We start from the raw sequence: 24,603 nt of genomic DNA, 5'->3' as shown, positions 1-24,603 counted from the left end.
AGAAGCCTATTTGATATGGGATTCTCCTGTCATGTTCTTTTTAATGAAGCAAGCTAATTGCCAAGCAATCTGACTTCATGCACTGTCGGGGTATACCAGTTGTTCGGATTATTGAATAGCACTGCATTTACAAGGTTGATTCGCACGTAGCGAGCTTGAAAATTGACTTTGTCACTGGTAAAACCATATGTGGTATTACCTGTGCGATCAATCGTGGAGTAGTTGACTCCATCCATGCTGTATTCAATTTTGTATTTGTAATACGCTTCAGATCCTTTGTACATAAACCATGAAATACCCACTTCGCGGATGGTCTTGGAACTGCCCAAATCGACCTGCCACCATGCAGGCCAGGATGCGGAAGTAGCCTTCCACGAGGTTTGGGCGTTGCCATCGTTCGCCAGTGAAGCTGGAGAACCGGATGCGGCTGAGCTAGCAGTCGCTGTTTTGCCCTGTGCATGATTCACAAGGGACGGTAGAATTACTGCGCCTGTCGCAGCATCCAGATCCCAGCTACTGTACCAGTTCAGGGTTGCTGTTTTGTTGGCGTCATTCAGAGTTAGTGGCAACCAGATGAATTTGTGGTCGCTCAGATTGAGCGGGTTCCAGCGGTCGCCCATATAGATGTAGCTGGTTCCCGCGCTACCCGTAATCGTGGCGATGGAGTGGATTTGCGATCCATAAGCCGCCGGATCACCGAAGGGCGATAGAGCAGACCAGCTTCCCGTCATGGAACTGGCGGTTGCGTAAGCGCCCTGATTCGGATACCAGCCGGATGCCTGCGAGGTGAACAGGTAGTAGGTGTTGTTCTTTTTCACAACAGCAGGAGCTTCGCGATAGCCATTTTCAAAAATCCAGCCAACAAACGACTGCACGCCCGTATAATCAGCTGTCAGCTTGAAGATCGCCATCGTATCGTTGGCGCCGCCATTTTTACGGGAAGCTGTAATAAGGTAGCCGCTACCGTCAGTATCCGTGAACACCGTCATATCACGAGATTCGTAATTCAGCGGGCGAAAGCTGCCTTGGTAGGCAAAATTTCCGTCGGGTGTATCGCTGGTAGCGACGGCTACACGACCTAGGGAGTAGTCCGTGCCATTTTCATAGTGCGCCCATAATACATATTTTCCGGTGGTTTTGTTGTAGATGACTTTGGGACGTTCGATTTTGCTCGAATTTAGCTCAGGGGCGGAACCTTTGGTGAGAATAGTGCTGCGGAAGGACCAATTTTTCAGATCGGTTGAGGTATACACGTTCACTTTTTCAAATTTCCAGTTTTCGGCGTGCTCGCCGTACCAATAATAAGTGGAACCTACTTTTAGGATATTACCGCTGTTCGCCTGAATGGGGTTACCTGCGGTGTCTTTCCAATCCGTTCCGTTCGTAATGGCCGTGCTTGCTGTTGCGCTCAGGGATAGTTCGGCATTGGCGACGTCCAAACCATTCAGCGCCTGGTTCACTTCGGTCCCGTAGGTTGCTTGCGTAACTCCTGTTGTATGGGCATGGGCTACGTCGGGTTGAAGACCCGCACTGGACACTGCGAACAGGATACAAATCCATGCGGCTAACCATTTGCTGCTGTGGATCCACTTCACGATATCATCTGCCTCCTTTAACACGAATAGGATGGGCCGTAACGGCTTGTCCGGCACCTCATCTTCGATTTTATCCCAATTGGAAGCGTTTACAAGTGGAATAAATTGAAGTCTTTAGAATGGTGAAACTGTTGTTAGGGGAAAGTGCGTTCGTTATATCGGAATTGTTTTTAAATGTGCGTTTTGTCATTGACATGTTCGAATAATTCAAATTTAAAGTGACTAGAATCACATAAACGGTTACTTTAGTTGGGTATACTTGCTTTAAATTGAGGATTAACAAATGGGGCATATGTTGATACACCCTTTGTTGATCTTATTTTGGAGAGAAGAGGGATACAAAGATGCTAAGTGAGCAAACCATTGCAACGATCAAATCGACTGTACCTGTTTTGGAGGTACATGGAACTACAATCACCAAGCGTTTTTACCAGATGATGTTTGAGGCCCATCCCGAGCTTCTCAATATATTCAATCACGCGAATCAGAAGCAAGGACGTCAACAAGGGGCGCTGGCCAATGCTGTATACGCAGCTGCACAGCACATTGACCGTCTGGAGGAAATTATTCCGGTGGTACGTCAGATTGCACATAAGCATCGCAGTTTGGGAATTAAGCCCGAGCATTATCCAATTGTCGGAAAATATCTGCTCGCTGCGATCAAAGACGTACTGGGAGATGCGGCTACAGACGAGATCATTGCCGCATGGGCTGAGGCCTATGGTGTGATCGCTAATGTATTTATAGACATGGAAGCTGAAATGTACAAGGAGGCTGGACAGCAGCAGGGAGGCTGGTCAGACTTTAAGAGCTTTGTTGTGCAGAAAAAGGTTAAGGAAAGCGACCAAATTACGTCCTTTTATTTGGTGCCGCAGGATGGACAGGTGCTGCCTGAATTCGAGCCTGGGCAATATATCAGCTTAAAAATGGAAATTCCGGGCGAACATAATACCCATATTCGTCAATACAGCCTTTCGGATGCACCGGGCCAATCCCACTACCGGATATCTGTAAAGCGCGAGGATGCCGTAGAGTCACGTCCGGCAGGTAAAGTATCCGTATATCTGCATGAGCAGGTACAAGAGGGCGATGTGCTTCAGGTATCTGCACCGGCGGGTGATTTTACGCTGGATCGGGCAGATCGCAGACCTGTCGTGCTGATCAGCGGCGGGGTCGGGCTAACCCCAATGGTCAGTATGCTGGCTTCCTTGGTGAAATCTGCTCCGCATCGGCCTGTCACCTTTGTCCACGCAGCAGTCAACGGAGATAACCATGCTCTGCGCAATGAGGTGGAAAAGCTGGTCGCCACACATGCACAGGCTGCAGTTCGTTGGTGTTACAGCAGACCAACGGAGCAAGATCGGCTGGCACAGGCTTTTCACAAGGAAGGTCGTTTGGATCTGGCCTGGTTGCAATCCGTGATACCGGAACGTAACGCACAATATTACTTTTGCGGCCCTGAGGGATTCATGCAATCGGTATACGGCCTGTTGAAGGAGTGGAATATCCCTGCTTCGGATATCCACTATGAATTCTTTGGCCCTGCCAGCGCTTGGGAAGCAGAAGCACAATGACACAATGAAACATCAAAAAGACGAAGGATATTTGTCCTTCGTCTTTTTTGCGATGATACAATGGGAAATCCTGCTCATGGGGTACTACTTTTCAAAGTGCACTCCTGTTTTCATAACAAGGGAGTACGCAAAAATTCCATACCTCGCGGCATATATGGACGTAAAGCCTCCGGAATACGGATCGAACCGTCCTCTTGCTGGTGATGCTCCAGCAACGGAATCAAAATCCGGGGCGAAGCAACCGCTGTGTTGTTGAGCGTGTAACAATATCGCAGCTTGCCGTCCGCATTACGGTAGCGGATGTTGGAACGACGCGCCTGAAAATCAAGCAGTTGCGACGACGAATGTGTCTCGCCGTAAGCTTGACGGCTAGGCATCCATGTCTCAATGTCCACCTGCTTGTAGGTTTTTTGCGCCATGTCGCCTGTACAGACAGCCATCTTACGGTAGGGCAGTTCCAGCAGTTGAAGCAGGTCCTCCGCATTGCGCGTAATCTCCTGAAACATCTGCTCTGAAGCGTCCAGGCTGGCTTCACAGATGATGACCTGCTCGACCTTGGCAAACTGGTGCACACGATACAGTCCGTGCACATCTCTTCCGGCCGAGCCGACCTCATTGCGGAAGCATACGGACACGGCTGCCAGCCGAATCGGGTCCGTAACATCCACGATCTCACCGCTGTAATACGAGACCAGCGGCACTTCCGAAGTGCCTACAAGCCACTGATCCTCTCCTGTGATGCGATACGTCTGATCCAGTCCGAGCGGGAAGAAACCAGTGCTGCGCATCGCCTCTGCACGTACCATCAGCGGAACATCCAGCAACTGAAATCCGCGTTCAGTCAGCAGATCCACCGCAAGCTGCTGCACAGCCCGATGCAATGCAACCCCTGCTCCCGTCAGATAGTAGTTACGGGTACCGGCTGTTTTGACACCCCGAGGGACATCGATAAGCTTGTGAAGCTCACCAAGCGCCATATGATCCTTTGGCTCAAATCCGAAGTTCGGAACCGTTCCAACCCTCTCCAGCTCTACATTATCCTCATCTGATCTCCCCCGTGGTGTATCTGGCGATACGATATTAGGCATCAGAAGCAAAAGCTGTTGAAACTGTTCTTCTACTTCCTGTTGCGGGGCCTCCAGAAGATCTAGCTGTCCGTTAATTTCTTTGACCTGATGCTTTGCTCCTTCGGCCTGCTCACTCTTACCAGCATGGATTAGCGCACCAATATCCTGACTACACTGATTTCGCTTCTGCCGAAGCTGTTCCACTTCCTGAAGCAGCTGTTTTCTCCGCTCATCCAGAGTCAACAGCTCTGCGACCGATACTTGTATTCCTTTGCCGTCTGCTGCCGTCTGAACCTGTTCTTGATGCTCTCTGATCCATTTGATATCCAACATGACACCGCACTCCTTTTCGGATAAAAATACAAAAAGCGCCCTCATCCATAAGGGACGAGGAGCGCTTTGATCTCGCGGTGCCACCCAAATTGACCGGACAGCATGACAGATGTCATGACTCTCCAATCCACTTTGCTCCGCTGTAACGGGCGGGTCCGGTTTACTTAGGTACATATCGCCATATCCTACGCTAACGTATGGTCCTTGGCGTAAACGCCTCCGAGTTGGATGCTCTTCACAGGCATAATATCGTTTGCTTTTTTGTTAGTATACTGATTTTCGGCAGGGTAATCAAGGGCATGACTCTGCAACACATCCATGCGGGTTTCATGTTTGCGAAGGGAAAAGGTAGGCTTTATTTCTTATGTATATTCGTCCTGCTTTTTTTGTGATGATGAAACTGGAAGAAAATTTAAGTAAAAGCACCAATTTAACGCTCAAAATAGGCTATAGTCTCTATAATGCCTTTTTAATTTCATGTAAAATGTAATGATTACCAAAATGGACAGCGATGGAGGAGAACATGGAGGATTTTAAAGATCGTTTACATACGATCCGCCAAGAACAGAACAAGCTGCTCAAGGAGTATCAAACATTAATCGCAGACTATGAAGCCTCAGATATCATTTTGGAGAATGAGGTTCTGCGAAAAAAGTTCGAGGATTATCAGGCTCGCTGCATTCACTTGGAAGAGCGAGTACGACATATTGAGCAGGAAAATGGAAAATTGCGCACTGCGCTGACGGAGCAAATGCTGAGCGAAAAGGCGAATATGATTCGCATTTCGCGTGAAAAGCTGGAGACCTATTTTGCTTCCAGAACCACAGAAGGGGAAAATCGGCTGACATCCTTTGAATATGGGGCTAAAAACCGAGTGGACCAGCTTATTCAGCAAACTACGCATGAGCTTAAAGAAGATCAGGACGAGATCGTCGCCCGATTACGACTGTTCTCAGAGGAGATACGAGACCGAATCATGGAGCAACGCAGGCGGTTTCAGGAGGCCGAGCGCAAATTGCTTCATCAGACGGCAAGCGAGTTCCAGCAGTTCGGAGAAGAAGAGATCAGCGAAGAAACGATGCAGAAGCGCATGAAGCAAAATCAGTTTGAAATGAAGTTAGGCTTGAACTGGATCAACAAGCTGGGGATTTTGCTCATTATATTGGGTGTAGGAGCCGCATTTAAATACTCATACTCGAACTGGTTTACAGGAAATATGAAGGGCGTTGCCTTCTTTCTGCTAGGAGCGCTGATGCTGGGCGGCGGCGAATGGCTGTACCGCAAGCAGAAGCAGACCTTTGCGCTCGGTATTTTGGGCGGCGGTATTTCTGTACTGTACGGATCGATTTTTTACAGCTACTTTTTGTTAGAAATCATAGGAATGTATACAGGCATAGGCTTGTCCGTACTCGTTACAGTGACCGCTGTGCTACTGTCATTAAGGTATGAATCCCGAACGATATGCTCTTTTGGTTTAGTAGGGGGATATCTTCCGCTCTTTTCCTATATGGCAGCGAACGGGCTGGAAGGGAACGCCGTGTATATCGCCATGGGCTATTTGTTCCTGTTAAACTTGCTGATTCTGCTTGTATCCTTCCGCAAACGGTGGGTCGTCGTGCAATATATCAGCTTTTTGCTTAATACGCCCTTGATGATTGTGCTGGCGTGGTTATCGGAAAGCGCCGTAGCGAGCATGCTGTATGCAGTCATTACATTTGCGATGTACCTCGGGATGACACTGTGGGTGCCGTTCCGTTTAAAAACAAAACTGTCATGGCTGGATTTCTCCCTATTGGCTCTGAATACAGTCGTGAGCTGTTCCGTTCTGTATTCTCTGTTCGGTGATGCAGGCCTGGATGATTATAAAGGCTTGTTGGCTCTCGTCTTTTGCTTGGTGTACGGGGGTCTGGGACAATGGGTCCGTCGATATATTCCAGAGGAGAAACAAACCAAAATATTATTTTATGCGACTTCGTTGACCTTTGCCATCCTTATGATTCCGTTCCAGTTTGGAGTTAGATGGTTATCCATGGGGTGGTTGATTGAAGCGGTTCTTCTTACATTATATGGCCACCGTTACCGGTTGAAGGAATTGGAACGAGCTGGCTGGGGCATTTTATTACTGTGTCTGGGCGCATTCTTTTTCGTCGATTTCCCTATATATCTGTTGTCAGGATTTGAGACGGATTATTTTGGACTCAAATATACGCTCATTACACTGGGAATGTTGGTCGTTACCGTCTTCTATGCGATTGAATTCAGCCGTCCGAATGCTTTCAAAAACAATCGGTTGTACGAAATGCATATCATGCAAGGATTTAAATATGTAGCTTTGGTGAACGTGTATTTCTACCTTTTGTATGAAGCCGGGCATTGGTATAACATCGTTGTATCCGACGAGTTTGCCCATTACACCTTGTACAAAGTATTGTTGTACACCTGCGTATCGCTGGTGTTGGCTTATTTCCTGCCTAAAGTGAAGCTGCTGTACGATCGGGTGATTAAATACTACAGCTTGGCGTTGTACGTCATAGGCTATGCGCTGGCACTGGTGGCCACCGTAGCGATTCCAACTTTGCATGAAAATTATGCGCAAAATACGGCTGCTGATTATGTGGCGTTGGTGGTACTTGCAGCCTTTAATGTGCTGGTATTCTTCAGCAGTAGGGATTTCCTGAACGCACTGATGATCCGACATTATAGAAGTAATGAGCTGTATCCGGTCATTATGGGTGTATATTTGCTGGGCATCATAACCGCCTTCCTCGGAGTTCAGTTCCGCCTGGGGGATGCTGGTCTTGTGTTCAGTCTGGTGTATTTACTGCTGGCCATTTTGTATATTGTATACGGCTTCCTCAAGCGAGTGGTCTACATTCGCAGATTTGGATTGGGCTTGACCTTGCTGTCGACAGGTAAGCTGCTGTTGTATGATCTGCATCTATTAACGACAGGAAGCACGATTGTAGCCTACTTCTCTTTTGGTGTTGTACTGTTGGCGATTTCGTATATTTATCAAAAAGTATCTAATCGCATGGGAGAGACCATAATAAAGAAGGATGTTGAAGAAAATATGTAGTTTTCTGTTGTATTTTGTAGATACCGAACATTATGAAAATAAATCCGGTAATAGTGAAAAATTATGCATGACCTTACATCCTACTTACGCTATAATGAGTAAAAATTATTTATGTACGCATGCTCATGTTTATGCGTAAGTAGAGAGAATGAGGGGGATATAATGAATTTGAGCAAGGGGCAGAATAGCCTGTCTGATAAAAATGAACGCTTCTCGTCAGCTGGATTTATATTGGCGGCGATCGGAAGTGCGGCAGGACTAGGTAATATTTGGAAATTTCCGTATATTACAGGACAATATGGCGGAGCTGCATTTTTCTTATTGTTTATTGTCTGCCTGTTGCTTGTTGGTTTGCCTGTACTTTTAGCAGAGCTTGCGCTTGGTCGTGCAGGTCGAGGAAGTGCTGCTTCTGCAATGGTAAAAGTAGGCGGTCATCCGATTTGGGGCAAGATGAGCATCATGTTTGTTATCGTGCCGTTTGTTATCTTGTCGTTCTATGCCATTGTAGGAGGCTGGACACTGCATTATGCCGTAGAGGCATTTAGCGGAAATCTGTTTTCAAATAATGATTTTGCTGGACAGTTCGCTTCTTTTTCCTCCGGCTATGCGCCGTTGGTTTGGCTGTTAGTTGTTTTTGCATTTACAGCAGTCGTGGTTACGCTTGGGGTATCGAACGGGATTGAAAAGTTTAATAAAATTTTGATTCCTGCCAAGGTCATCCTGCTGCTCGTGTTGATGATTAACGCTCTTATGCTGCCAGGCTCTGGTGCGGGCGTATCCTTCTTTCTGAATCCTGACTTCTCTAAGCTAAGTATAGAGTCTGCATTGGTTGCTTTGGGACATGCCTTCTTCTCACTCTCACTGGGGATGGGGATTATGATCACGTACGGTGCATATGTGGATCGCCGTCAATCCCTGGGTGGAGCCATGCTGGCCGTTGGTGGTGGAGATTTAATCTATGCGTTTATCGCAGGTATGATTATTTTCCCTACAACCTTCTCCTTCGGAATTAATCCAGCTCAAGGACCATCGCTGGTTTTCATTGCTTTACCGGCTGCATTCTCGGCAATGCCTTTTGGTGCATTCTTCGGCGGTTTGTTCTTCGTACTGCTGGCGGTTGCTGCGTTAGGTTCTATGGTATCCTTGCTGGAAGTTCCAGTAGCCTATGTCATGGAGCGTATGCGTTGGAGCCGGGTTCGCTCCGTTATCGTCGTATCGGTCCTGTGCTTGATGCTGGGCGTCCCTTCTGCATTGTCCATGGGGCTGGTGCCAGAGTTAAAAGTGGGGGATAAATCATTCTTTGATTTCGTAGATTTCACCGCGTCCAACATCTTCTTACCGTTAGGCGGTTTGTTGATTGTTATATTCACAGGTTACTACTGGAAGACTGCGGCTGAGCATGCGAACATCAAACCCTTCTGGTTCAATGTTTGGTTATTCGGTCTTCGGTATGTTGCACCGATCCTGATGTTGTTGGTCTTCCTTCATACCTCAGGTATCATCAAATTTTAAGAGAATAGAATCCGAATAAAGAGGCATTTTCTTCCTAAGGGAAGAGATGCCTTTTTTTGTATATCTATCAGTGGTTACCTAACTGTGGAAAGGAATGATATAATAAAAACATTGTCATTAATTTTAACTTCAATGAAATCATTACGATTATGAAGTTTTATATAATGAATGAAAAGGCTACAAGGCATCGCACAGACGATGTGCAGGAGAGGGAAAGGGCAGAAGAGCATTGAAACAGACAGGGAGCTTGAATTTGCAAGAAGGACGGCGGCTGAAATGAAGTCTAATCGGTTGTCGTCACAACGTCGTTATATGCCAGGTTTGGATGGTTTAAGAGCGCTGGCGGTCATCGCAGTCATTGTGTATCATCTGAATCCGGATTGGTTGCCGGGTGGTTTGTTGGGTGTAGGCGTGTTTTTTACGTTGTCGGGGTATCTGATTACAGATATTTTGGTTAGTCAGTGGGATACATATCATAGTTTTAAAATGAAAGATTTCTGGCTGCGTCGTGCCAGAAGGTTGCTGCCTGCCATGTTGACGGTTGTGGCTGTCATCGTCCTGTGCTCGTTGCTCTTCGATCCGTCACGGCTAACGGCCTTGCGCGGAGATGTTCCTGCAGCATTGGTGTATATGAGTAATTGGTGGTTTATTTTCCATCAGGTTTCGTATTTTGAAAGTTTCGGCCCCCCTTCTCCGCTTGGGCATCTGTGGTCACTGGCGGTGGAGGAGCAGTTTTATATCCTGTGGCCTTTACTGCTGGCGCTCGGGCTAAAATTCATGCCCAAGCGTATTGTGCTCGCAGGCTGGGTGACTTGTCTGGCGTTAATATCTGCGCTCCTGATGGCCGTGATTTACGTACCGGGAAGCGACCCGAGCCGGGTGTATTACGGCACGGATACGCGTGGATTTGCTTTACTAATTGGTGCAGCGCTGGCCTTGGTGTGGCCAAGCGGCAAGCTGAAAGAGCAAGCTTCTGCTAAGGCGCGTATGCTTCTGGACAGCATCGGTGCGATAAGCTTGCTACTGCTTTGTCACTGGGCGTGGGCCTCGAATGAATACGACCCATCTCTGTACCGGGGCGGCCTGCTGGGCATAGCCTTGGTCACTGCTATTGTGGTCGCAGCGTTGGCTCATCCGGTAAGCCACCTTGGTCGTCTCCTTGGAATCAAGCCGCTACGCTGGATTGGAGCCCGTTCCTACGGTCTGTATCTGTGGCATTTTCCGGTTATTACGCTAACGACGCCTCAAGTAGATACCGATGGCGTACATGTGACGCGTATCATTTTACAATTGCTAGCTACCGTATTGCTGGCGTCTCTCTCGTTTAAATATATCGAGGAGCCAATTCGCCATGGAGGATTCCGCCACTGGATTACAGAAATCCGTTCAGCGGTTCGTAGACAGGCGCGGTGGAGATGGATGCCTACAACTACAGCGGCTGTGCTTTTTGCAGGTATTCTCATGGGTACCGTCCACCTGTACGTGGCTTCTCCTGATGCAACGATTCAGGCGGCATCAAGTGATGAGAAGCCAGTCGCAAAGGCAAAGGCGATGCCGCCACTTCACGGAACGGTATCCGTGGCTTCCAAGGAGCCCCAAGCCACCAAGCTGCAAGGGTCCGGGGGCAGCAAGGCGCAGACCCCAGCCCCGTCTCAAGCCCAGACGCCTAAAAACACGGCGGTCCAGGCTGGTACTACGGATGATGTTACGAAACCGTCGGAACCTTCGGACAAACCCAAAGAAGATACGCCTATGACAGGTGATGGGTCGAGTGTGACCGCCATTGGAGACTCTGTCATGTTGGATGTACAGTCGTACCTTCAGGAATCCTTCCCGGGGGCTGTTGTAGATGGGCGGATCGGCCGTCAGATGGCGGAGGCACCTGCCGTACTGGAGCAGCTAAGACAGAACGGACAGCTAGGTAAGACAGTTATCATTGAGCTGGGCACGAATGGTGCTTTCACCAAAGATCAGTTGGCGAATTTGCTCGCCAGTCTGAAGGATACGAAGCGTATTATACTCGTGAATACCCGTGTGCCTCGGCCATGGGAGAGTATTGTGAACAAGCATCTTGCCGAAGCTGCATCCCAAGACCCACGAATTACAATGATTGACTGGTATGCAGCAAGCTCTGGTAAAAATTCATATTTCGAGCATGACGGAGTACATTTAAAACCTAAAGGTGCTAAAGCTTATGCGTCCTTGTTAGCTCAGGTCCTAACGAAACAATCGTAATAAACTGCAATGATACTCGTAATTATGCAAATGCAAGACAAGAAAGCCACCGGGAGTAGGTTGTCCTCTGGTTGAAGTGCATCCCTAAATTTTCACCGGCTTAAACCTAAGGGTTTTTCCAATGTCCATTCTAAGGTGTGTACATCCACCCTGATCCGGTGGTTTTTCTTATTTTAGTGTGGAGGTACATAAGCTAATGGAAAAGGGCTATTCACATAGTAGAACGAGTGAGCACCGCTTGAAGAGGAACAGAAGAAGGCTGATACTGATTGCTATTATATTATTTGTGGCAGGCTGCATTACTTTCATTGCGATAAAGGTTTCGGATAGTAAGCCACACGCGCCGACCCAGGAGCTTGCTAAAAAAACGGATTCCGGATCATCAAACGTTAAATCCAGCGCAGGGGCAAAGGGTAAAGCGGCCTCTCCAAAAAATGATCCCGATGTAGAAGACGGTGCCTTTGTTGAAAAATATTTAAATCAGCAAATGCTAGGACAAATGCCCGATGGAGCTGATGGTAAAAAAGTGGCCTACTTATCCTTTGATGACGGACCATCCGTGACGGTCACACCTCAGATATTAGATATTCTGAAAAAGCAGAAGGTCAAGGCAACTTTTTTTATTGTAGGTAAAGAAGCCAATGAAAATGAGCATACCAGGAATCTTATCAAAAGAATTGTCAAAGAGGGTCACGCGATAGGAAACCATACGTACTCACATAATTATAAATATTTATATCCGAACAGACGAGTAAGTACGGATCATGTTATGCAGGAGATCGAGAAGAACAATCAGGTTCTAAAAAGTATTCTGGGGCCAGAATTCTCCACCAGAATGATCCGCTTCCCTGGGGGGCACATGACATGGAACAGAAGAGATCCACAGGGAATGGCTGCTCTGGATAAGGTTTTAATTCAAAAGGATTACCATCAGGTGGACTGGAATGTATTAACGAAGGATGCAGAGGGAAGATCCAAGAAAGCACCGGCACTAATCAACCAGTTTATAAGGTCAGTCAAAGGTCGAGAAAAAGCAATCATACTCATGCATGACACCTATGGTAAAGAAGAAACAGCAAAAGCATTGCCGCAAATTATAGAATACCTGAAGAAACAGGGATATGAATTTAAGGTTATGAAGTAGGATATATAGGAGAAAAGGACGGGGCTGATCGCCACCGTCCTTTGTGCTATCTAAGAGTATATAGTCCGCATCGTTTAGATGCGCTCCGCTTCACCCATCGCCTGAATGAAAGCGCCAATACCTTTGGGATCGTTAGTTATAATCGGCTCACTGATATAGTAAGCGAAGGTACCGTCCCGACGATCTTTACCACCCAAACCGCTTACTTGCACCGTTTTGTTCAGATTCACGAGTCCTTCTTCAGTAATCGTGATAAATTCATTGATAATTCCCTTACGGATGATTTCTGCCTCTTGACGATATTGCCCTGGCAGATAGCCTTTGCGAACGCCCTTGGCAATAGCATAAAGAATCATGCAGGAAGCAGAGGCCTCCAGATAGTTGCCTTTCACATGGCCCAGGTTGAGCACTTGATAAAAGACTCCACTTTCTTTATCACGCACTTTCAGCAGGGCTTCCAGTGTTTCCGTCAGCATATCGATCAGGACAGGACGGTCTGCATGATCCTCTGGAATATAGTCCAGCACGTCAACGAGTGCCATAACGAACCAACCCATCGAGCGTCCCCAGAAATTTTTGGAACAGCCTGTTTCCGGGTTGCACCAATGCTGCTCACCCTTCTCATCCCAAGCATGGTAGAGCAGACCCGTTTCAGGATCACGCGTATGCTTGTAGCAAAGCTTGAATTGTAGGGTCACATCGTCAAACTCTGACGGATCTCCGAATTCGCGGATAAATTCAGCGTAGAACGGGGCACCCATGTACAAGCCGTCGAGCCAAATTTGATACGGATAAATTTGCTTATGCCAGAATGCGCCCTCGCTTGTGCGTGGGTGTTTTTCCAACTGACTGCGTAATTGGTAGGCTGCCTTTTTGTATCGTTCATCTCCTGTGGCACGATACAGAGAGAAGAGCAGCTTGCCGTTATTCACGTGGTCAATATTGTACTCATCTACTTTATAGCGCTGAATTACGCCATTATCGTCAACAAAATGATCCATATGTTTTTTTATAAATTCCATGTACTTGGGATCGCCTGTCAGTTCGCCAACCCATTCCAGACCTCTGTAAATCACGCCATGGTCATATTCCCATTTTTCGTAAAATTCCGGGCTCCGTTGTAGAACGGAATCGCTCATACGTACAGCCCAAGAATCTGTTTTTGTAGGACTGGTGGTTGGTTGTGATGTTGGATTTGCCATGATACAGTCACCTCTTTAGTAAATGATTAATCTGTAATTGTTATTGTTGTTACATAGATGGAGTGTGTGTCTTAGGGTCAACGGGTTTGTTCTTGAAGCCCACATTATTGTTACCCCAGCACCGATCGTAATGGAAACCTGTCAGCTGCTCGAACACTTTGCGAGCTTCCGGTTTAGCTGATTTCATGGAGCCACCGTTTTTGAGGCGGTCAATTTCGGCGATTAGCTTCTTGTGGCTGTCAATATCCAGCTTCATCACGACAGAAGCAATCATACCGATGATCGCGAGAACGATGGTACCGACCACGAGTACATAAAAGATGGCGTGCTGAGCAGCGACGGGCTGACTATCAGCCCCGGATACAAAGCCAAAGTGCTGTAACACCCAGCCGAGAATGAAGACGACAACGGCCCGCACCATTTTTCCGGCAAAAGTCATCATACCTGCATAAATTCCTTCCCGTCGACGGCCAGTCAACGCTTCATCCACATCGGCAAGGAACGTATATTGATTCCAAGGGATATAGTAGACGCCCCCTGTACCAAGTCCCATGAACAGTGTGATGACATATAGCCATACCATCGTATTAGAGGCTCCCGTTATATAGAGCAGGCCATAGCCTGCTACGCTAAAGCAAACGACAACGAGTGCAGCGATGAATGGCATACGGAATCCTTTACGCACACAGAATTGGATGAAGAAATAGGTAGAAATCAATTGAATGACAGAGTTAAAGCTATTCAGATTGGACACCATCTCCGAGCTTTGAAACAAGGAGAAGACAATAAAGTACGTAAAAGCAGAAGTAAACAGCCACTCAGCTGAAAAGCCGCCCAGGTACATCCCGAGATGATGACGGAACGTCTTGACCCGGAAGGTAGAGGAAATGTCGATAAACAACTTTTTCATCGAATCGATAAAGGAAAGCGGAGCTTCACCTTCCAGTTCCTTTTGCAGTTCCTCACTTGGACGTTCCCAGGAGTTTTTGTACAAGAATGCCATCGCAATCAGCAAAATAGCTGCAAAAACGAGACCGGTATAAAAGAAAGGCAATGGAGAGTCTTTGCCATACTCAGCAATAAAGCGACCAGGGATAAAGGCAGCGGCAAAATTGGCAATTTTGCCAAACATGGCCTTCCATCCAGTTAATCTGGAGCGTGCGCCGAAGTCGCGGGTCATCTCTGACGCTAGTGCTTCATACGGCACCATGACTGAGGTATACACCAGTTCAAACAGCACGTACGTACTCAGGTAATACCAGAAGCCCAACCCATCTACCCAAAGCATCGGATACACGAGCATCAGCGGGATACCCATCATGATGAAAAAGCGTCGTCTGCCGAATTTACGGCCCAAGCGGGTCCGGTGAAAGTTATCGCTGATAAAGCCCATGACCGGATTGCTGACTGCATCTATGATGCTAGCAACAGAGAAAATGGCCGCGGCCTGAACGGGAGACAGTCCGCAAAAGGTTGTATAAAAGTACATTAACCATGCACCGCTAATCGCAAGTGCGCCACTTCCCAGCATGTTACCGCTTCCATAGGCGAGTGTATGTTTCAGTGTGATTCTTCGTTCCATGATCTGTTCACCTCATATTTTGTCTGGTTATGAGGACAATCACCGGTCGCTATATTATGCAGAATTGTCTAAGTTGGTAGATGGGCCAGGGCGTCCTGATTAAGCTGGGCTTTTAACGTGCCCCTATATTTTTTCCGCTCGGAGTACCCGAGCCGATCAGATCGCTCCCTTTGGCCAGCTTAAGGAAATCACCTAGCTGGATGGAACCGTCTGCACCTCGAGTGATAGAAGGCGTGAGACTAACAAAGTCGTCTGCACTGACTACCAGACCTTTGGCATTCGTCGATTTTTTGTTTTTCCACCAAACGCTAGAGTTGTCTTGATCTGTACCGCTTGTTTTGTCACTGGCGCTTCCCTCAAAGGAAAGATTGTTAATGAACACGTGATCACCCTTGTCAAAAGCAAAATTACTTTGTCCATTGTCCCACGAGGTATTATTGGTCAACGTAATGCTGCCGGGGTTGCTATTGTAGGTGAAGCCGTGTTTTTTGTTCTGGAAAGCAATACTGTTTTTCACAATATGGTTGACTTTGATTTTGTCTCCACCCAGCTTAAAGCCATTGCCGTCGCTGTTCGCGGTGGACGTTCCATCTGCGGTCTGCCCGTTGTGGTGGGCCACACTGTTCAAGATGGTTACCTCACCGATAGGGCCTGTTTCTGTTTTGCTATACAAATCCCAACCATCGTCTACGTTGTACGCAGCCAAGCAGTTATCAAACACATTGCCTGATCCTACAGTCAATTTGGCCGCGAAGCCATCGGCATCCTCACCATTATCGGGATCAGCGTTATCATGAGAGTAAGAATTTAAAATCAAATTATTCGAAGGCCACTCACTAGTGGAAGCGTTAGGAGAGTAACGTCCAAGCTGAAGTCCAGTATCCCGGTTGTGGTGGGTTTCCACGTTTTCGATTCGGTTATTGCTACCGCCGATATAGATACCATTATCTCCGGCACCCTTTACTTCAAGGCCCTTTACCAGCCAAAAGTCTCCGTTAAGCTGAAGTCCACGATTGGCTGAACCAAAGGCTTGAGCAGAGAAATCAAGTACCGGCTTTTCACTACCGTAAGCGACCAGCCCTTTGAGTGAGCCGTTATTGCCGCTATTTTCACGCTGAATTGTAATCGTTGAGGAGTAGGTGTAGTTGCCACCGCGCAGGTAAATGGTTTTACCAGGAGCAATTTGTGTAAGAGCTGCTTCGAGCGTGGTAGGACTAGATATGGTGCCCGGATTGGACACGTTACCATTTGGCGCCACATACAAATCTCCTGCCGCCAACGTTGTGGAGACGGTGGTTGAGTCAGTTGTACTAACTGCCTCTTCTGTGAGTGCGGAAGAAGGGGTGTCGTTGGGTAACGTATCTGCGTAAGCGGTTCCAATAATACAAGAAGAGGCGAAAACAAAAGAAACACTGAGTCTTAGAGCGTTGAATCCGTTTTTTGGACGATCATTCCGTTTAAACATGTAAATTCCTCCTCATTTGAGTTCTTATTTTAAAAGAAGATAGCATCTATAAAAGTGGCTCATGCTGTCTTTCCAGTAAAAACAGGACACCTCCTGGGGTGACAGATTGATCTAACCTATGTCTAATACGCTCTAAGAAGTATATGCACAGTGTAATATATGTTAACGTTTGCATCAACAGTTTTTTACTGTTTTTTTAATGTTGTGAAAAAAAGTTCACACTTTTGTTTCAACTAAAAATGCACTTTTGTCAGACTGGGAAAATTTGATTATACTTAAACATTATACATATAATAGGAATGAAGACTGTGGGAAAGGGTGGTTTTAGCGCATGGAGAGTGGAAATCATTTGACAGATTCAACTGTCGAACAATTGCAGGAAAAGCAGCCAAGAGTGAAAAAGGAGATGATCGATTGGCTTAAGGCCATTATTGTAGCCATTGTGCTCGTGTTCATTATACGTTGGCTATTATTTGCGCCATTTATTGTTGAGGGAGCGTCCATGGAACCGAATTTCAAGACAGATGAACGAGTAGTCGTGAACAAGGTGATTTACGATTTTCGTGATCCCAAGCCGAGTGAGGTTGTTGTATTCCATGTGAGAAAGGAACAAAGAGACTTTATTAAGCGTGTTATTGGGGTGGCTGGCGATACGATTCGGTATCAAGGCGACAATCTTTATGTGAACGGTAAGAAAGTAGAGGAGTCATACATTCAGGGAGCTATTCAGGATGCGCACGCCAAGGGAGAACTATATAACAATGTGGACTTTCCAAATGGAACCATAACCGATTCCAAGGTACCTGAGGGGTATATTTTTGTGATGGGCGACCACCGCAATAATAGTAGGGATAGTCGTGCTATTGGCTTTGTTTCTATTAAAGATATTGTTGGCCGTGCGGATGTGATTTTTTGGCCGGTGGATAGCGCGCAATGGGTTAAGCATAAATAAGGCCAGAGTACAGGCATGGACATCACGAAGACAAGAGGACTTGCGTAAAGTTTACGCAAGTCCTCTTTGGGTCATCTGTAAGGGTGTAGTTGAATCAGCCTTTGACGGCTCCGGCAACAACGCCTTTGACAATGTATTTTTGCAGAAAAATAAATACGATAATCGAAGGCAGCACAGCCATTACCATCGCGGTCATGGCGTATTGCCAGTCGGATGTGTACTGTCCGACGAAGGTATAGGCGGCCAGCGTCAGTGTCTTAGTGCTGGGCGAGCCGTTAACCATGAGTAACGGAAGCAGAAAATCGTTCCAAATCCACATCACGTCGATAATGACAATGGTGGCGGTGACTGATTTCAGCAAGGGGAAAATTACGGAAAAGAAAAGCCGGAAGCCCGAGGCCCCATCGATTTTGGCGCTTTCGTCAATCTCGACCGGAATGCCCTTCACAAAGCCGTGATAGATAAACACGGCCAGCGGAGCGCCGAAGCCCCAATACAGCAAGCCAAGTCCCCAAGTGCTGTCTGCCAGATTTAAGTCTTTCGCTAGTCGCAAGACAGTGAGCATGATGGACTGAAACGGGATCAGCATCGGCATAATGCACAGCATGTAAATCACGGAGCTCCATTTGCTCTTGGTTCTTGCCAGCTTGTAGGCCGCGATGGAAGATATCAGTACGATACCTGCCAGTCCGACGACGGTAATAATGGTGTTATTCAGAAATAGGCGTGGATAGTCAATGAATTTCCATACATATACGTAATTATCCAGCGAAAGCTGCTTAGGCAGGGCAATGACGTCGGTCATGACCTCAGCGAAGCTTTTGAACGAATTGTTAATGGCGAGAAACAGCGGGTACAAAAATAACAGTGATAATACAATCATGCCCGCTTCTAGCAAAATACGTCCTGTACGGCTGCGTTGCATCAGGCTTCAACCTCCCTGCGTTTGAAAATAGACAATTGAATAATCGTAATGATCAGGACTGCAACGAATAAAATCAATGCTTTGGCTGTTCCGTAGCCATACAGATTGTTCTGGAACGTGTCCCGGTAAATATCATACGCAATGCTGTATGTCGTACCTCCCGGCCCACCGCCGGTCAGAGATAAAATGACGTCAAACACTTTGATTGAGTTGGTCAGTGCCATGAAGACTGAGATCGTAATGGAAGGTGCAAGCATCGGTAGAATAATACTGAAAAATCTCCGAATCGGCCCCGCGCCATCGACAATGGCAGCTTCTTTTAGATCCTCTGGCACAGATTGCAAGCCTGCAATATAAATGACCATGTAAAAGCCAATGGATTGCCAGATCGATACCGCCAAAATGGAAACAAACGCGAGCCCTTCCTCACCCAGCCAACTGAGCTGGAAGATGCCCCAGCCTGTACTGTGACCCAATGACTCAAAGCCTTGCATGAAGATAAATTTCCATATGAATCCAACAATTACAAGACTGAGGATATAAGGGATAAAGAAGGCCGCTCGCAACCAAGCCGAGCTTTTCAGCTTCATATCGAGAACGAGCGCCAGCAAAATGGCCAGCACATTCACCAATACAATGTACAAAATGGCATACTTGACGGTAAACCAGGCTGCATGTGCAAAATTGGCGTCTCCAAGCAAGATTTGCTTGAAGTTATCCAGACCTACAAATTTCGGATGTTTGGATATGCCGTTCCACTTGGTCAGGGAATAGCGTATCGTCATCAAAAACGGAATATAAAATGCAATCGTAATGCACAAGATTACGGGCAGTGTGAATAAACCGAATTCCAGTTTACTGCCCTTGTCGCCCCGGGTTCCCCTTTTTTTCAGCATAACGCACCTCTTTTTCTCAACATTTTCCGCTCTTACGTTCCAAGCTGTTTAAGATATAATGAAAGTATAGGATAGCTCTAGGGCCGGACCAATGGATTTAAGAAAACAGTTGAGGGTAAAAATGTGTACGCTTTCAAAAGGGGCGATTATCATGATGTCAGAGCGTGTAAGAACGTTTCTTCGCTCTATGTGGAGGAGAATCACGCAAAAATTAGTGAACAAGCTCATTCTACTTTTTACCTCGGTGATTATTCTGGTGGTGGGCTCACTCACAATTATTTCCTATCAGATGATTGAAAAGGAGTCGGTTAACCATAGCATCGCCAGCACGACCAATAATCTGTTGCTGGTCAATCAGAATTTGGAGGATTACTTGGAGGGAATGCAGCAGTTGGCTCTTCCGCAGCTACGTTACAACGATATTATGAACGCGATTGCCAATGAGAACTGGGACTATGCTTCGAGAATGGTCATTGAGAATTACTTGCGCAGCATGTTTTATTCGCGTACCGATCTGGAAGCGATCTATCTGTACGTGGCGGACCGACATCAATACTATGTGGTGACCAGGGAGACGTATAACATTACGGTGCGCAAAGGAATAAATACAGATATTCCCAAGCTTCCTTGGTATAAAGAGGCGATGGCCAGTACCACGAACGAATCATTTCAATCCTTTGTGGGGTCCCGCTCTGATATGGGCTATGTGGCGCCACAAGCCAGCTTTATGGCATACCATCGAGTGTTGAGGTCGATTGCATCCCGTCACCCGCAGGCGGTGCTGTCCTTTTATTACAATACGAGCACCGTGGATGAAATCATGCAGAACATTCCACTGGGCAAAGGGGACCAATTGATGCTAATGAGCCCTAAAGGGGTTCCCTTTTATGTGAACAGCTTTCCGCTATATGAGCGGATGCGTGATTCCGGAGTGTTGGCACAGATCGGCAAGGGAGGAAGCGGGCGAGTAACGTGGTCTGATCGCAGTGGCAATCAGGAGTATTTGGTCGTCTATGATGCTGGCGAAAAAGATGGGTGGCAGCTCATTAAGCCCATCCCATACCGCCAGATTTATGAAGCAGCTACGACAACACGGAATTGGAGCTATGCCATCGGGGCTTTATTTTTAGGCGTGTCTATTATATTAGTGACACTGACCTCGAACGCCATTACCCGACCTTTACATAAGCTGTCCACCCAGATGAAGCGGTTTAGCACCGGAGATTTTGGAGCAACAGCTCCTGTGAAGGGACATGACGAGATTGCATATTTGTCGCTGCATTTTAACGAAATGGTTCAAAGAACCGAAGAGCTTATTAATGAGCGCTATCGCATGAAGCTGGTCGAAAAGAACGCCATACTCAAGGCGTTGGAGGCTGAAATTAATCCTCATTTTCTGTACAATGCCCTGCAAGCCATATCCACACAGGCATTAAAGCGGGAGATGTTCGATATGGCGGATATGGTGGATGCGTTGGCCCAAACGTTACGGTATTCCATCAACGGCAAGGATATCGTAGCTGCCCGCGAGGAGCTCAAGCATATTGAACGATATATAGGTCTGCAAAAAGCAAGATTCGGGGTGAGACTGCGGGTCGAAGTGGTATGGGAGGAAATGCTGATGGAGCTGCCGATTCCAAGGTTATCTGTGCAGACGTTGGTGGAAAACGCTATCAAGCATGCGTTGGAAAAAGTATCAAGCGATATTCTGATCGTCATTTCAGCCGATTCGAGTTCTACAGATGCAAATGCCACAATTGCAGTCAGGGACAACGGGCCTGGATTTTCAGAGGACAAGCTGAGACTGGTGCTGGATTCATTCCATGAAAAATGGGAAGAACGGGAGAGTGAGCATATTGGTTTGAAAAATCTGAACACACGGTTGAAGCTTTTGTATGGAGATCAGGCAGGATTATTCATCCTTACGGATGAAACGGGAACGGAAATGAGAATGCAAATTCCCCGGGGAGGAAGTAGTCATGTATAACGTATTGATTATTGACGATGAAGAGCCGTTGCGCGAAGCCATTCGTATTATCGGGGACTGGGACCGTCTGGGGATCGAACATATTTATGAAGCGACGAATGGAAGATTGGGACTGGAGCTGCTGGGTCAGCACCCTATAGATGTGGTGATGGTCGATATGAAAATGCCTGAGCTGAACGGTATCGAATTTCTCCGTGCCATCGAGAAGGCATATCCCCATCTGTTGACGATTGTCATTAGCGGCTACAACGACTTTGAATTTACACGGCAGGCGATTCAATCCCGGGTGGTGGATTATCTGCTCAAGCCTATCAATCGTCAGGATCTGAACCAGGCACTGCGCAAAGCAGTGGACATTCTGGAAAGCCGAGAGCAAAGCAAAAACAAGTCCATTAGCCAGAACATTACGCTGAATATGTCACTGCCGAAGCTGAAAGAGAAGCTGTATTTGTCCATTTTGGACGGTAGCTTTAAAAAGCAGGCCAATACGGCGTTGCTCCCATTAATCGGAGCGGATCAGCCGGGGAATCGCTTTGGGGTGATCGTGCTGCGGCTGCTCAACAGGGATGTGATCCGCAGGACACGTTTTCATGGCGATGTCGATCTGATGGATTTTGCTGTAACGAATGTATTAGCGCAGACATCAGATGAACGGTTGAGTTGTTTTAGCTTCCCCCATCCGCGACGGGAGCGCGAGGTCATTTCGATCTGTACCCTGGCCCCAGGACATGAAGAACATATGTCCCTCCTACTGGCACAAGTGGCACAGAAGGCGGTTGTGAACCTGCATGGGCTGTTCAGTATGGTAGTAGCGGCCGGAGTGGGCAAGCTCTGTACAGACGTAGTGGAGCTGGCTTCTGCCTATAGGGATGCCAAAACGCTCATTCACAGCACGGATGTATTGAAGCTGGAAGGGGAATCTATTCTCCATACGGTGCCCCGGCAAATGGCTGCGTCAGAGGAAATGTCATGGACGGAGCAACTGTTGTCGATCCAAAAGGATGCTCAGACAGGTCAGGCAAACCGGGCAAAGGTACTGCTGGGTGATCTGCTGAAACAATTGGCAACAGGTCCTGTTTTCCGTTTACAAGATGCTGATCGATTGATGCGGGAGTTCCATTTTCTACTGAAAGAGGCAGCGATTGAGTTGGGTGCGTCTACATCAGCGTTGAATCAAGATGGAGCTTTGGAAGAACCGGAGCACATGGGGGAAAGCGATTTGTCTGCTGATTTTACGAGCTTTGTTCACTACGGTCAGAGATTGAATCGGATGCTGGAGCTTTACATTGCTGGGGTCCAACATGCTCAAGCGGGGAACCAGCCCTTTGACATAACGGACATCAAAAGGCACATCGACCGTTATTATTTTGAGGATATTAAAATTTCGTTCTTTGCTGAAACCTATTTTTTGAGTCGGGAATACTTGATGAAGCTGTTTAAGCAGCAGTTTGGTTACGGTATTCACGAATATGTACAGAAGGTTAGGATGGACAAGGCGAAAGAGCTACTGGGCGATTCTAGCCTGAAAATACAAGAAATCTCGGATATGCTCGGCTACAAAGATAAAAATTATTTCAGTAAGGCTTTTCGTAATTATTATCAGGTGTCACCGTCTGAGTATCGTGTGAGCTTGCAATAAACCACTTTTTTACCCTTAATGCTTCACTAATCTGCCTTTTTAAATTGGAGTATATTTTTTAGAATGATCGCATGGACGTTGATCACAAACAAATGGGGGAGTATCCATGTTAAAGAAGATGATGGCGTTATCCGGCAGTTTGCTTTTGACGGTCGGTTTGTTGAGCGGATGTGGGAGCAGCGGCGGCACGGATGCGTCGAAAGAAAGTGCTGGCGGCAAAGAAGATTTGAAAACGGTTACAATAAACATGTTCACAGCCTCACCAGAGTATACCGATGCTTTTAACGCGTATATCGAGGAGTATAAGAAGGTCAAACCTAACGTGAAGATCAATTTGGAGATCATGCAGGCAGACTACAACACGATTCTGAAGTCGAAAATAGCTTCAGGTAGTACACCGGATGTATTCCAAACGACGGCAGGAGGCGACATCGACACGTATGCGGATTATAGCGCTGATCTGACCAATGAGCCGCTAGCAGCAGCCATGACGGATGCTGTTCGAGCGAATATGAGTTCCAGTGACGGCAAAGTGCTCGGACTCCCGGTGAAGGGGAACCTGTTTTCGTTGATTTACAACAAAGATTTGCTTACCAAAGCTGGGATAACCTCCCCGCCAAAGACGATTGCAGAGATGCAGGATGCGGTCACCAAGCTGGAGGCGAAGGGCATTACTCCATTTGCGAACGCATATAAAGAGTGGTGGGTATGGAAGCACATCTTCATGCACTATGTAGATGCTGCTGCACAGGATGCAGGCGTGGAGTCGAAGCAGCTCGTTAGTGATTTTATCGCAGGTAAAGCAAAAATCAAGGACTACCCAGTGCTGTACAACAACTTCTTTAGCTTCATTGATTTGACGGTGAAACATGGCACAGATAAGCCGCTGGAACGGGACAGCAATGCGGGAGTAAGTGATTTTGCATCTGGAAAAGCTGCATTTATGACGGGTAAAGGTGCGTGGGATGAGGAAGCGATCAAGAAAATTAACCCTGATCTCAAGATTGGCATCATGGGGTATCCGGTGAGTGACAAAGCTGATCAATCGGTCATCATTACCGGTGCAGATCAGGCGCTGCGTATCAATAAGGATTCCGAAGTATCGAAGGAAACAATTGAATTCTTCAACTGGCTGTACACTTCGGAATACGGTAAGAATTGGTTCTCCCAGGTAGCGAAGGTGATTCCTCCAATTAAGGATGCACCGCTTCCTGATCTGGAAATGCCTAAGGAAATGGAAAGCATTTTGAAAACGTCGAAGTCCGGTGATCTGTCTGTTAACTACTCCTTGGATACATTCCATCAAAAATTTGGCGAGCTGATGCAGGCTTATATCAGCGGCAACATGAACAAGGATCAGGCAGTTGCAGAGATTGAAAAGGCATGGGTCCAATTAGGCTCAGCGCAATAAACCTGGTT

The 24,603-nt window shown here is 47.0% G+C and carries 16 protein-coding genes; 9 read left to right on the top strand and 7 right to left on the bottom strand.

Annotation, left to right across the window (positions count from 1 at the left end; translation table 11 throughout):
• Positions 1 to 53 precede the first annotated feature (53 nt).
• Positions 54 to 1,595 carry a family 43 glycosylhydrolase gene (locus MKX46_RS14470; RefSeq protein WP_341071394.1) on the bottom strand — a complete coding sequence of 514 codons (1,542 nt, stop codon included), beginning with the start codon at positions 1,593 to 1,595 and terminating at the stop codon, positions 54 to 56.
• 344 nt (positions 1,596 to 1,939) lie between these two features.
• Between MKX46_RS14470 and hmpA the strand changes: the two genes are divergently transcribed.
• A complete protein-coding gene (hmpA, locus tag MKX46_RS14465) occupies positions 1,940 to 3,169 on the top strand; it encodes an NO-inducible flavohemoprotein (RefSeq protein ID WP_069012254.1) in 1,230 nt (409 codons plus the stop codon).
• A gap of 110 nt (positions 3,170 to 3,279) precedes the next feature.
• Here the strand turns inward: hmpA and serS are convergent, their stop codons facing one another.
• Positions 3,280 to 4,569, bottom strand: coding sequence for a serine--tRNA ligase (gene serS, locus MKX46_RS14460; protein ID WP_069012253.1), 1,290 nt, complete (start codon positions 4,567 to 4,569; stop codon positions 3,280 to 3,282).
• Positions 4,570 to 5,092: 523 nt separating this feature from the next.
• On the opposite strand from serS, the gene MKX46_RS14455 reads away from it, so the two are divergent.
• The 4 genes from MKX46_RS14455 to MKX46_RS14440 all read left to right on the top strand — a co-directional run bounded on the left by MKX46_RS14455 (position 5,093) and on the right by MKX46_RS14440 (position 12,536).
• Positions 5,093 to 7,645: a DUF2339 domain-containing protein gene (locus MKX46_RS14455; protein ID WP_341071393.1), complete on the top strand. Its 2,553-nt coding sequence runs from the start codon at positions 5,093 to 5,095 to the stop codon at positions 7,643 to 7,645.
• Between the two features lie 162 nt (positions 7,646 to 7,807).
• Positions 7,808 to 9,157 carry a sodium-dependent transporter gene (locus MKX46_RS14450; RefSeq protein ID WP_013312591.1) on the top strand — a complete coding sequence of 450 codons (1,350 nt, stop codon included), beginning with the start codon at positions 7,808 to 7,810 and terminating at the stop codon, positions 9,155 to 9,157.
• Between the two features lie 168 nt (positions 9,158 to 9,325).
• Positions 9,326 to 11,392: an acyltransferase family protein gene (locus MKX46_RS14445; protein WP_341071392.1), complete on the top strand. Its 2,067-nt coding sequence runs from the start codon at positions 9,326 to 9,328 to the stop codon at positions 11,390 to 11,392.
• 196 nt (positions 11,393 to 11,588) lie between these two features.
• Complete coding sequence (locus MKX46_RS14440) at positions 11,589 to 12,536, top strand: polysaccharide deacetylase family protein (protein WP_341071390.1); 948 nt, start codon at positions 11,589 to 11,591, stop codon at positions 12,534 to 12,536.
• 74 nt (positions 12,537 to 12,610) lie between these two features.
• Here the strand turns inward: MKX46_RS14440 and MKX46_RS14435 are convergent, their stop codons facing one another.
• The 3 genes from MKX46_RS14435 to MKX46_RS14425 form a co-directional block, all read right to left on the bottom strand.
• On the bottom strand, positions 12,611 to 13,738 hold the full coding sequence (locus MKX46_RS14435) for a glycoside hydrolase family 88/105 protein (RefSeq protein ID WP_341071389.1): 1,128 nt from the start codon (positions 13,736 to 13,738) through the stop codon (positions 12,611 to 12,613).
• Positions 13,739 to 13,787: 49 nt separating this feature from the next.
• A complete protein-coding gene (locus tag MKX46_RS14430; RefSeq protein WP_341071388.1) occupies positions 13,788 to 15,320 on the bottom strand; it encodes an MFS transporter in 1,533 nt (510 codons plus the stop codon).
• 112 nt (positions 15,321 to 15,432) lie between these two features.
• Positions 15,433 to 16,785: a right-handed parallel beta-helix repeat-containing protein gene (locus MKX46_RS14425; RefSeq protein WP_165145725.1), complete on the bottom strand. Its 1,353-nt coding sequence runs from the start codon at positions 16,783 to 16,785 to the stop codon at positions 15,433 to 15,435.
• A gap of 331 nt (positions 16,786 to 17,116) precedes the next feature.
• On the opposite strand from MKX46_RS14425, the gene lepB reads away from it, so the two are divergent.
• A complete protein-coding gene (gene lepB / locus MKX46_RS14420) occupies positions 17,117 to 17,737 on the top strand; it encodes a signal peptidase I (RefSeq protein ID WP_029518758.1) in 621 nt (206 codons plus the stop codon).
• Between the two features lie 94 nt (positions 17,738 to 17,831).
• Here lepB and MKX46_RS14415 read toward each other — a convergent pair whose 3' ends face one another.
• Entirely contained in the window at positions 17,832 to 18,662 is an 831-nt protein-coding gene (locus MKX46_RS14415; protein ID WP_039271872.1) for a carbohydrate ABC transporter permease, read from the bottom strand.
• Positions 18,662 to 19,558 carry a carbohydrate ABC transporter permease gene (locus MKX46_RS14410; protein WP_029518756.1) on the bottom strand — a complete coding sequence of 299 codons (897 nt, stop codon included), beginning with the start codon at positions 19,556 to 19,558 and terminating at the stop codon, positions 18,662 to 18,664. Before MKX46_RS14410 ends, MKX46_RS14415 begins: the two co-directional genes overlap by 1 nt.
• 121 nt (positions 19,559 to 19,679) lie before the next feature.
• On the opposite strand from MKX46_RS14410, the gene MKX46_RS14405 reads away from it, so the two are divergent.
• From MKX46_RS14405 to MKX46_RS14395, 3 genes are all read left to right on the top strand, one after another.
• Entirely contained in the window at positions 19,680 to 21,545 is a 1,866-nt protein-coding gene (locus MKX46_RS14405; protein WP_209947917.1) for a cache domain-containing sensor histidine kinase, read from the top strand.
• Complete coding sequence (locus MKX46_RS14400) at positions 21,538 to 23,184, top strand: response regulator (RefSeq protein ID WP_209947613.1); 1,647 nt, start codon at positions 21,538 to 21,540, stop codon at positions 23,182 to 23,184. The genes MKX46_RS14405 and MKX46_RS14400 overlap by 8 nt, the downstream gene beginning before the upstream one ends.
• Positions 23,185 to 23,290: 106 nt before the next feature.
• Positions 23,291 to 24,595, top strand: a complete 1,305-nt coding sequence (locus MKX46_RS14395; protein ID WP_039271867.1) for an ABC transporter substrate-binding protein — start codon at positions 23,291 to 23,293, stop codon at positions 24,593 to 24,595.
• Positions 24,596 to 24,603: the final 8 nt, after the last annotated feature.

This window comes from Paenibacillus sp. FSL P4-0113 (genome assembly GCF_038009305.1).
Taxonomy (GTDB): domain Bacteria; phylum Bacillota; class Bacilli; order Paenibacillales; family Paenibacillaceae; genus Paenibacillus; species Paenibacillus polymyxa_D.
Note: the sequence above shows the minus strand (reverse complement) of the source record. Positions and strands in the feature narration are given on the sequence as shown.

Bases quoted from the DNA above. Each gene is read 5' to 3' on its own strand.
- MKX46_RS14405 (WP_209947917.1), top strand. From the start codon at position 19,680: ATGTGTACGCTTTCAAAAGGGGCGATTATCATGATGTCAGAGCGTGTA.
- MKX46_RS14425 (WP_165145725.1), bottom strand. From the start codon at position 16,785: ATGTTTAAACGGAATGATCGTCCAAAAAACGGATTCAACGCTCTAAGA.
- MKX46_RS14410 (WP_029518756.1), bottom strand. From the start codon at position 19,558: ATGCTGAAAAAAAGGGGAACCCGGGGCGACAAGGGCAGTAAACTGGAA.
- MKX46_RS14455 (WP_341071393.1), top strand. From the start codon at position 5,093: ATGGAGGATTTTAAAGATCGTTTACATACGATCCGCCAAGAACAGAAC.
- MKX46_RS14430 (WP_341071388.1), bottom strand. From the start codon at position 15,320: ATGGAACGAAGAATCACACTGAAACATACACTCGCCTATGGAAGCGGT.
- lepB (WP_029518758.1), top strand. From the start codon at position 17,117: ATGGAGAGTGGAAATCATTTGACAGATTCAACTGTCGAACAATTGCAG.
- MKX46_RS14395 (WP_039271867.1), top strand. From the start codon at position 23,291: ATGTTAAAGAAGATGATGGCGTTATCCGGCAGTTTGCTTTTGACGGTC.
- MKX46_RS14440 (WP_341071390.1), top strand. From the start codon at position 11,589: ATGGAAAAGGGCTATTCACATAGTAGAACGAGTGAGCACCGCTTGAAG.
- serS (WP_069012253.1), bottom strand. From the start codon at position 4,569: ATGTTGGATATCAAATGGATCAGAGAGCATCAAGAACAGGTTCAGACG.
- hmpA (WP_069012254.1), top strand. From the start codon at position 1,940: ATGCTAAGTGAGCAAACCATTGCAACGATCAAATCGACTGTACCTGTT.
- MKX46_RS14450 (WP_013312591.1), top strand. From the start codon at position 7,808: ATGAATTTGAGCAAGGGGCAGAATAGCCTGTCTGATAAAAATGAACGC.
- MKX46_RS14415 (WP_039271872.1), bottom strand. From the start codon at position 18,662: ATGCAACGCAGCCGTACAGGACGTATTTTGCTAGAAGCGGGCATGATT.
- MKX46_RS14445 (WP_341071392.1), top strand. From the start codon at position 9,326: ATGAAAAGGCTACAAGGCATCGCACAGACGATGTGCAGGAGAGGGAAA.
- MKX46_RS14435 (WP_341071389.1), bottom strand. From the start codon at position 13,738: ATGGCAAATCCAACATCACAACCAACCACCAGTCCTACAAAAACAGAT.
- MKX46_RS14400 (WP_209947613.1), top strand. From the start codon at position 21,538: ATGTATAACGTATTGATTATTGACGATGAAGAGCCGTTGCGCGAAGCC.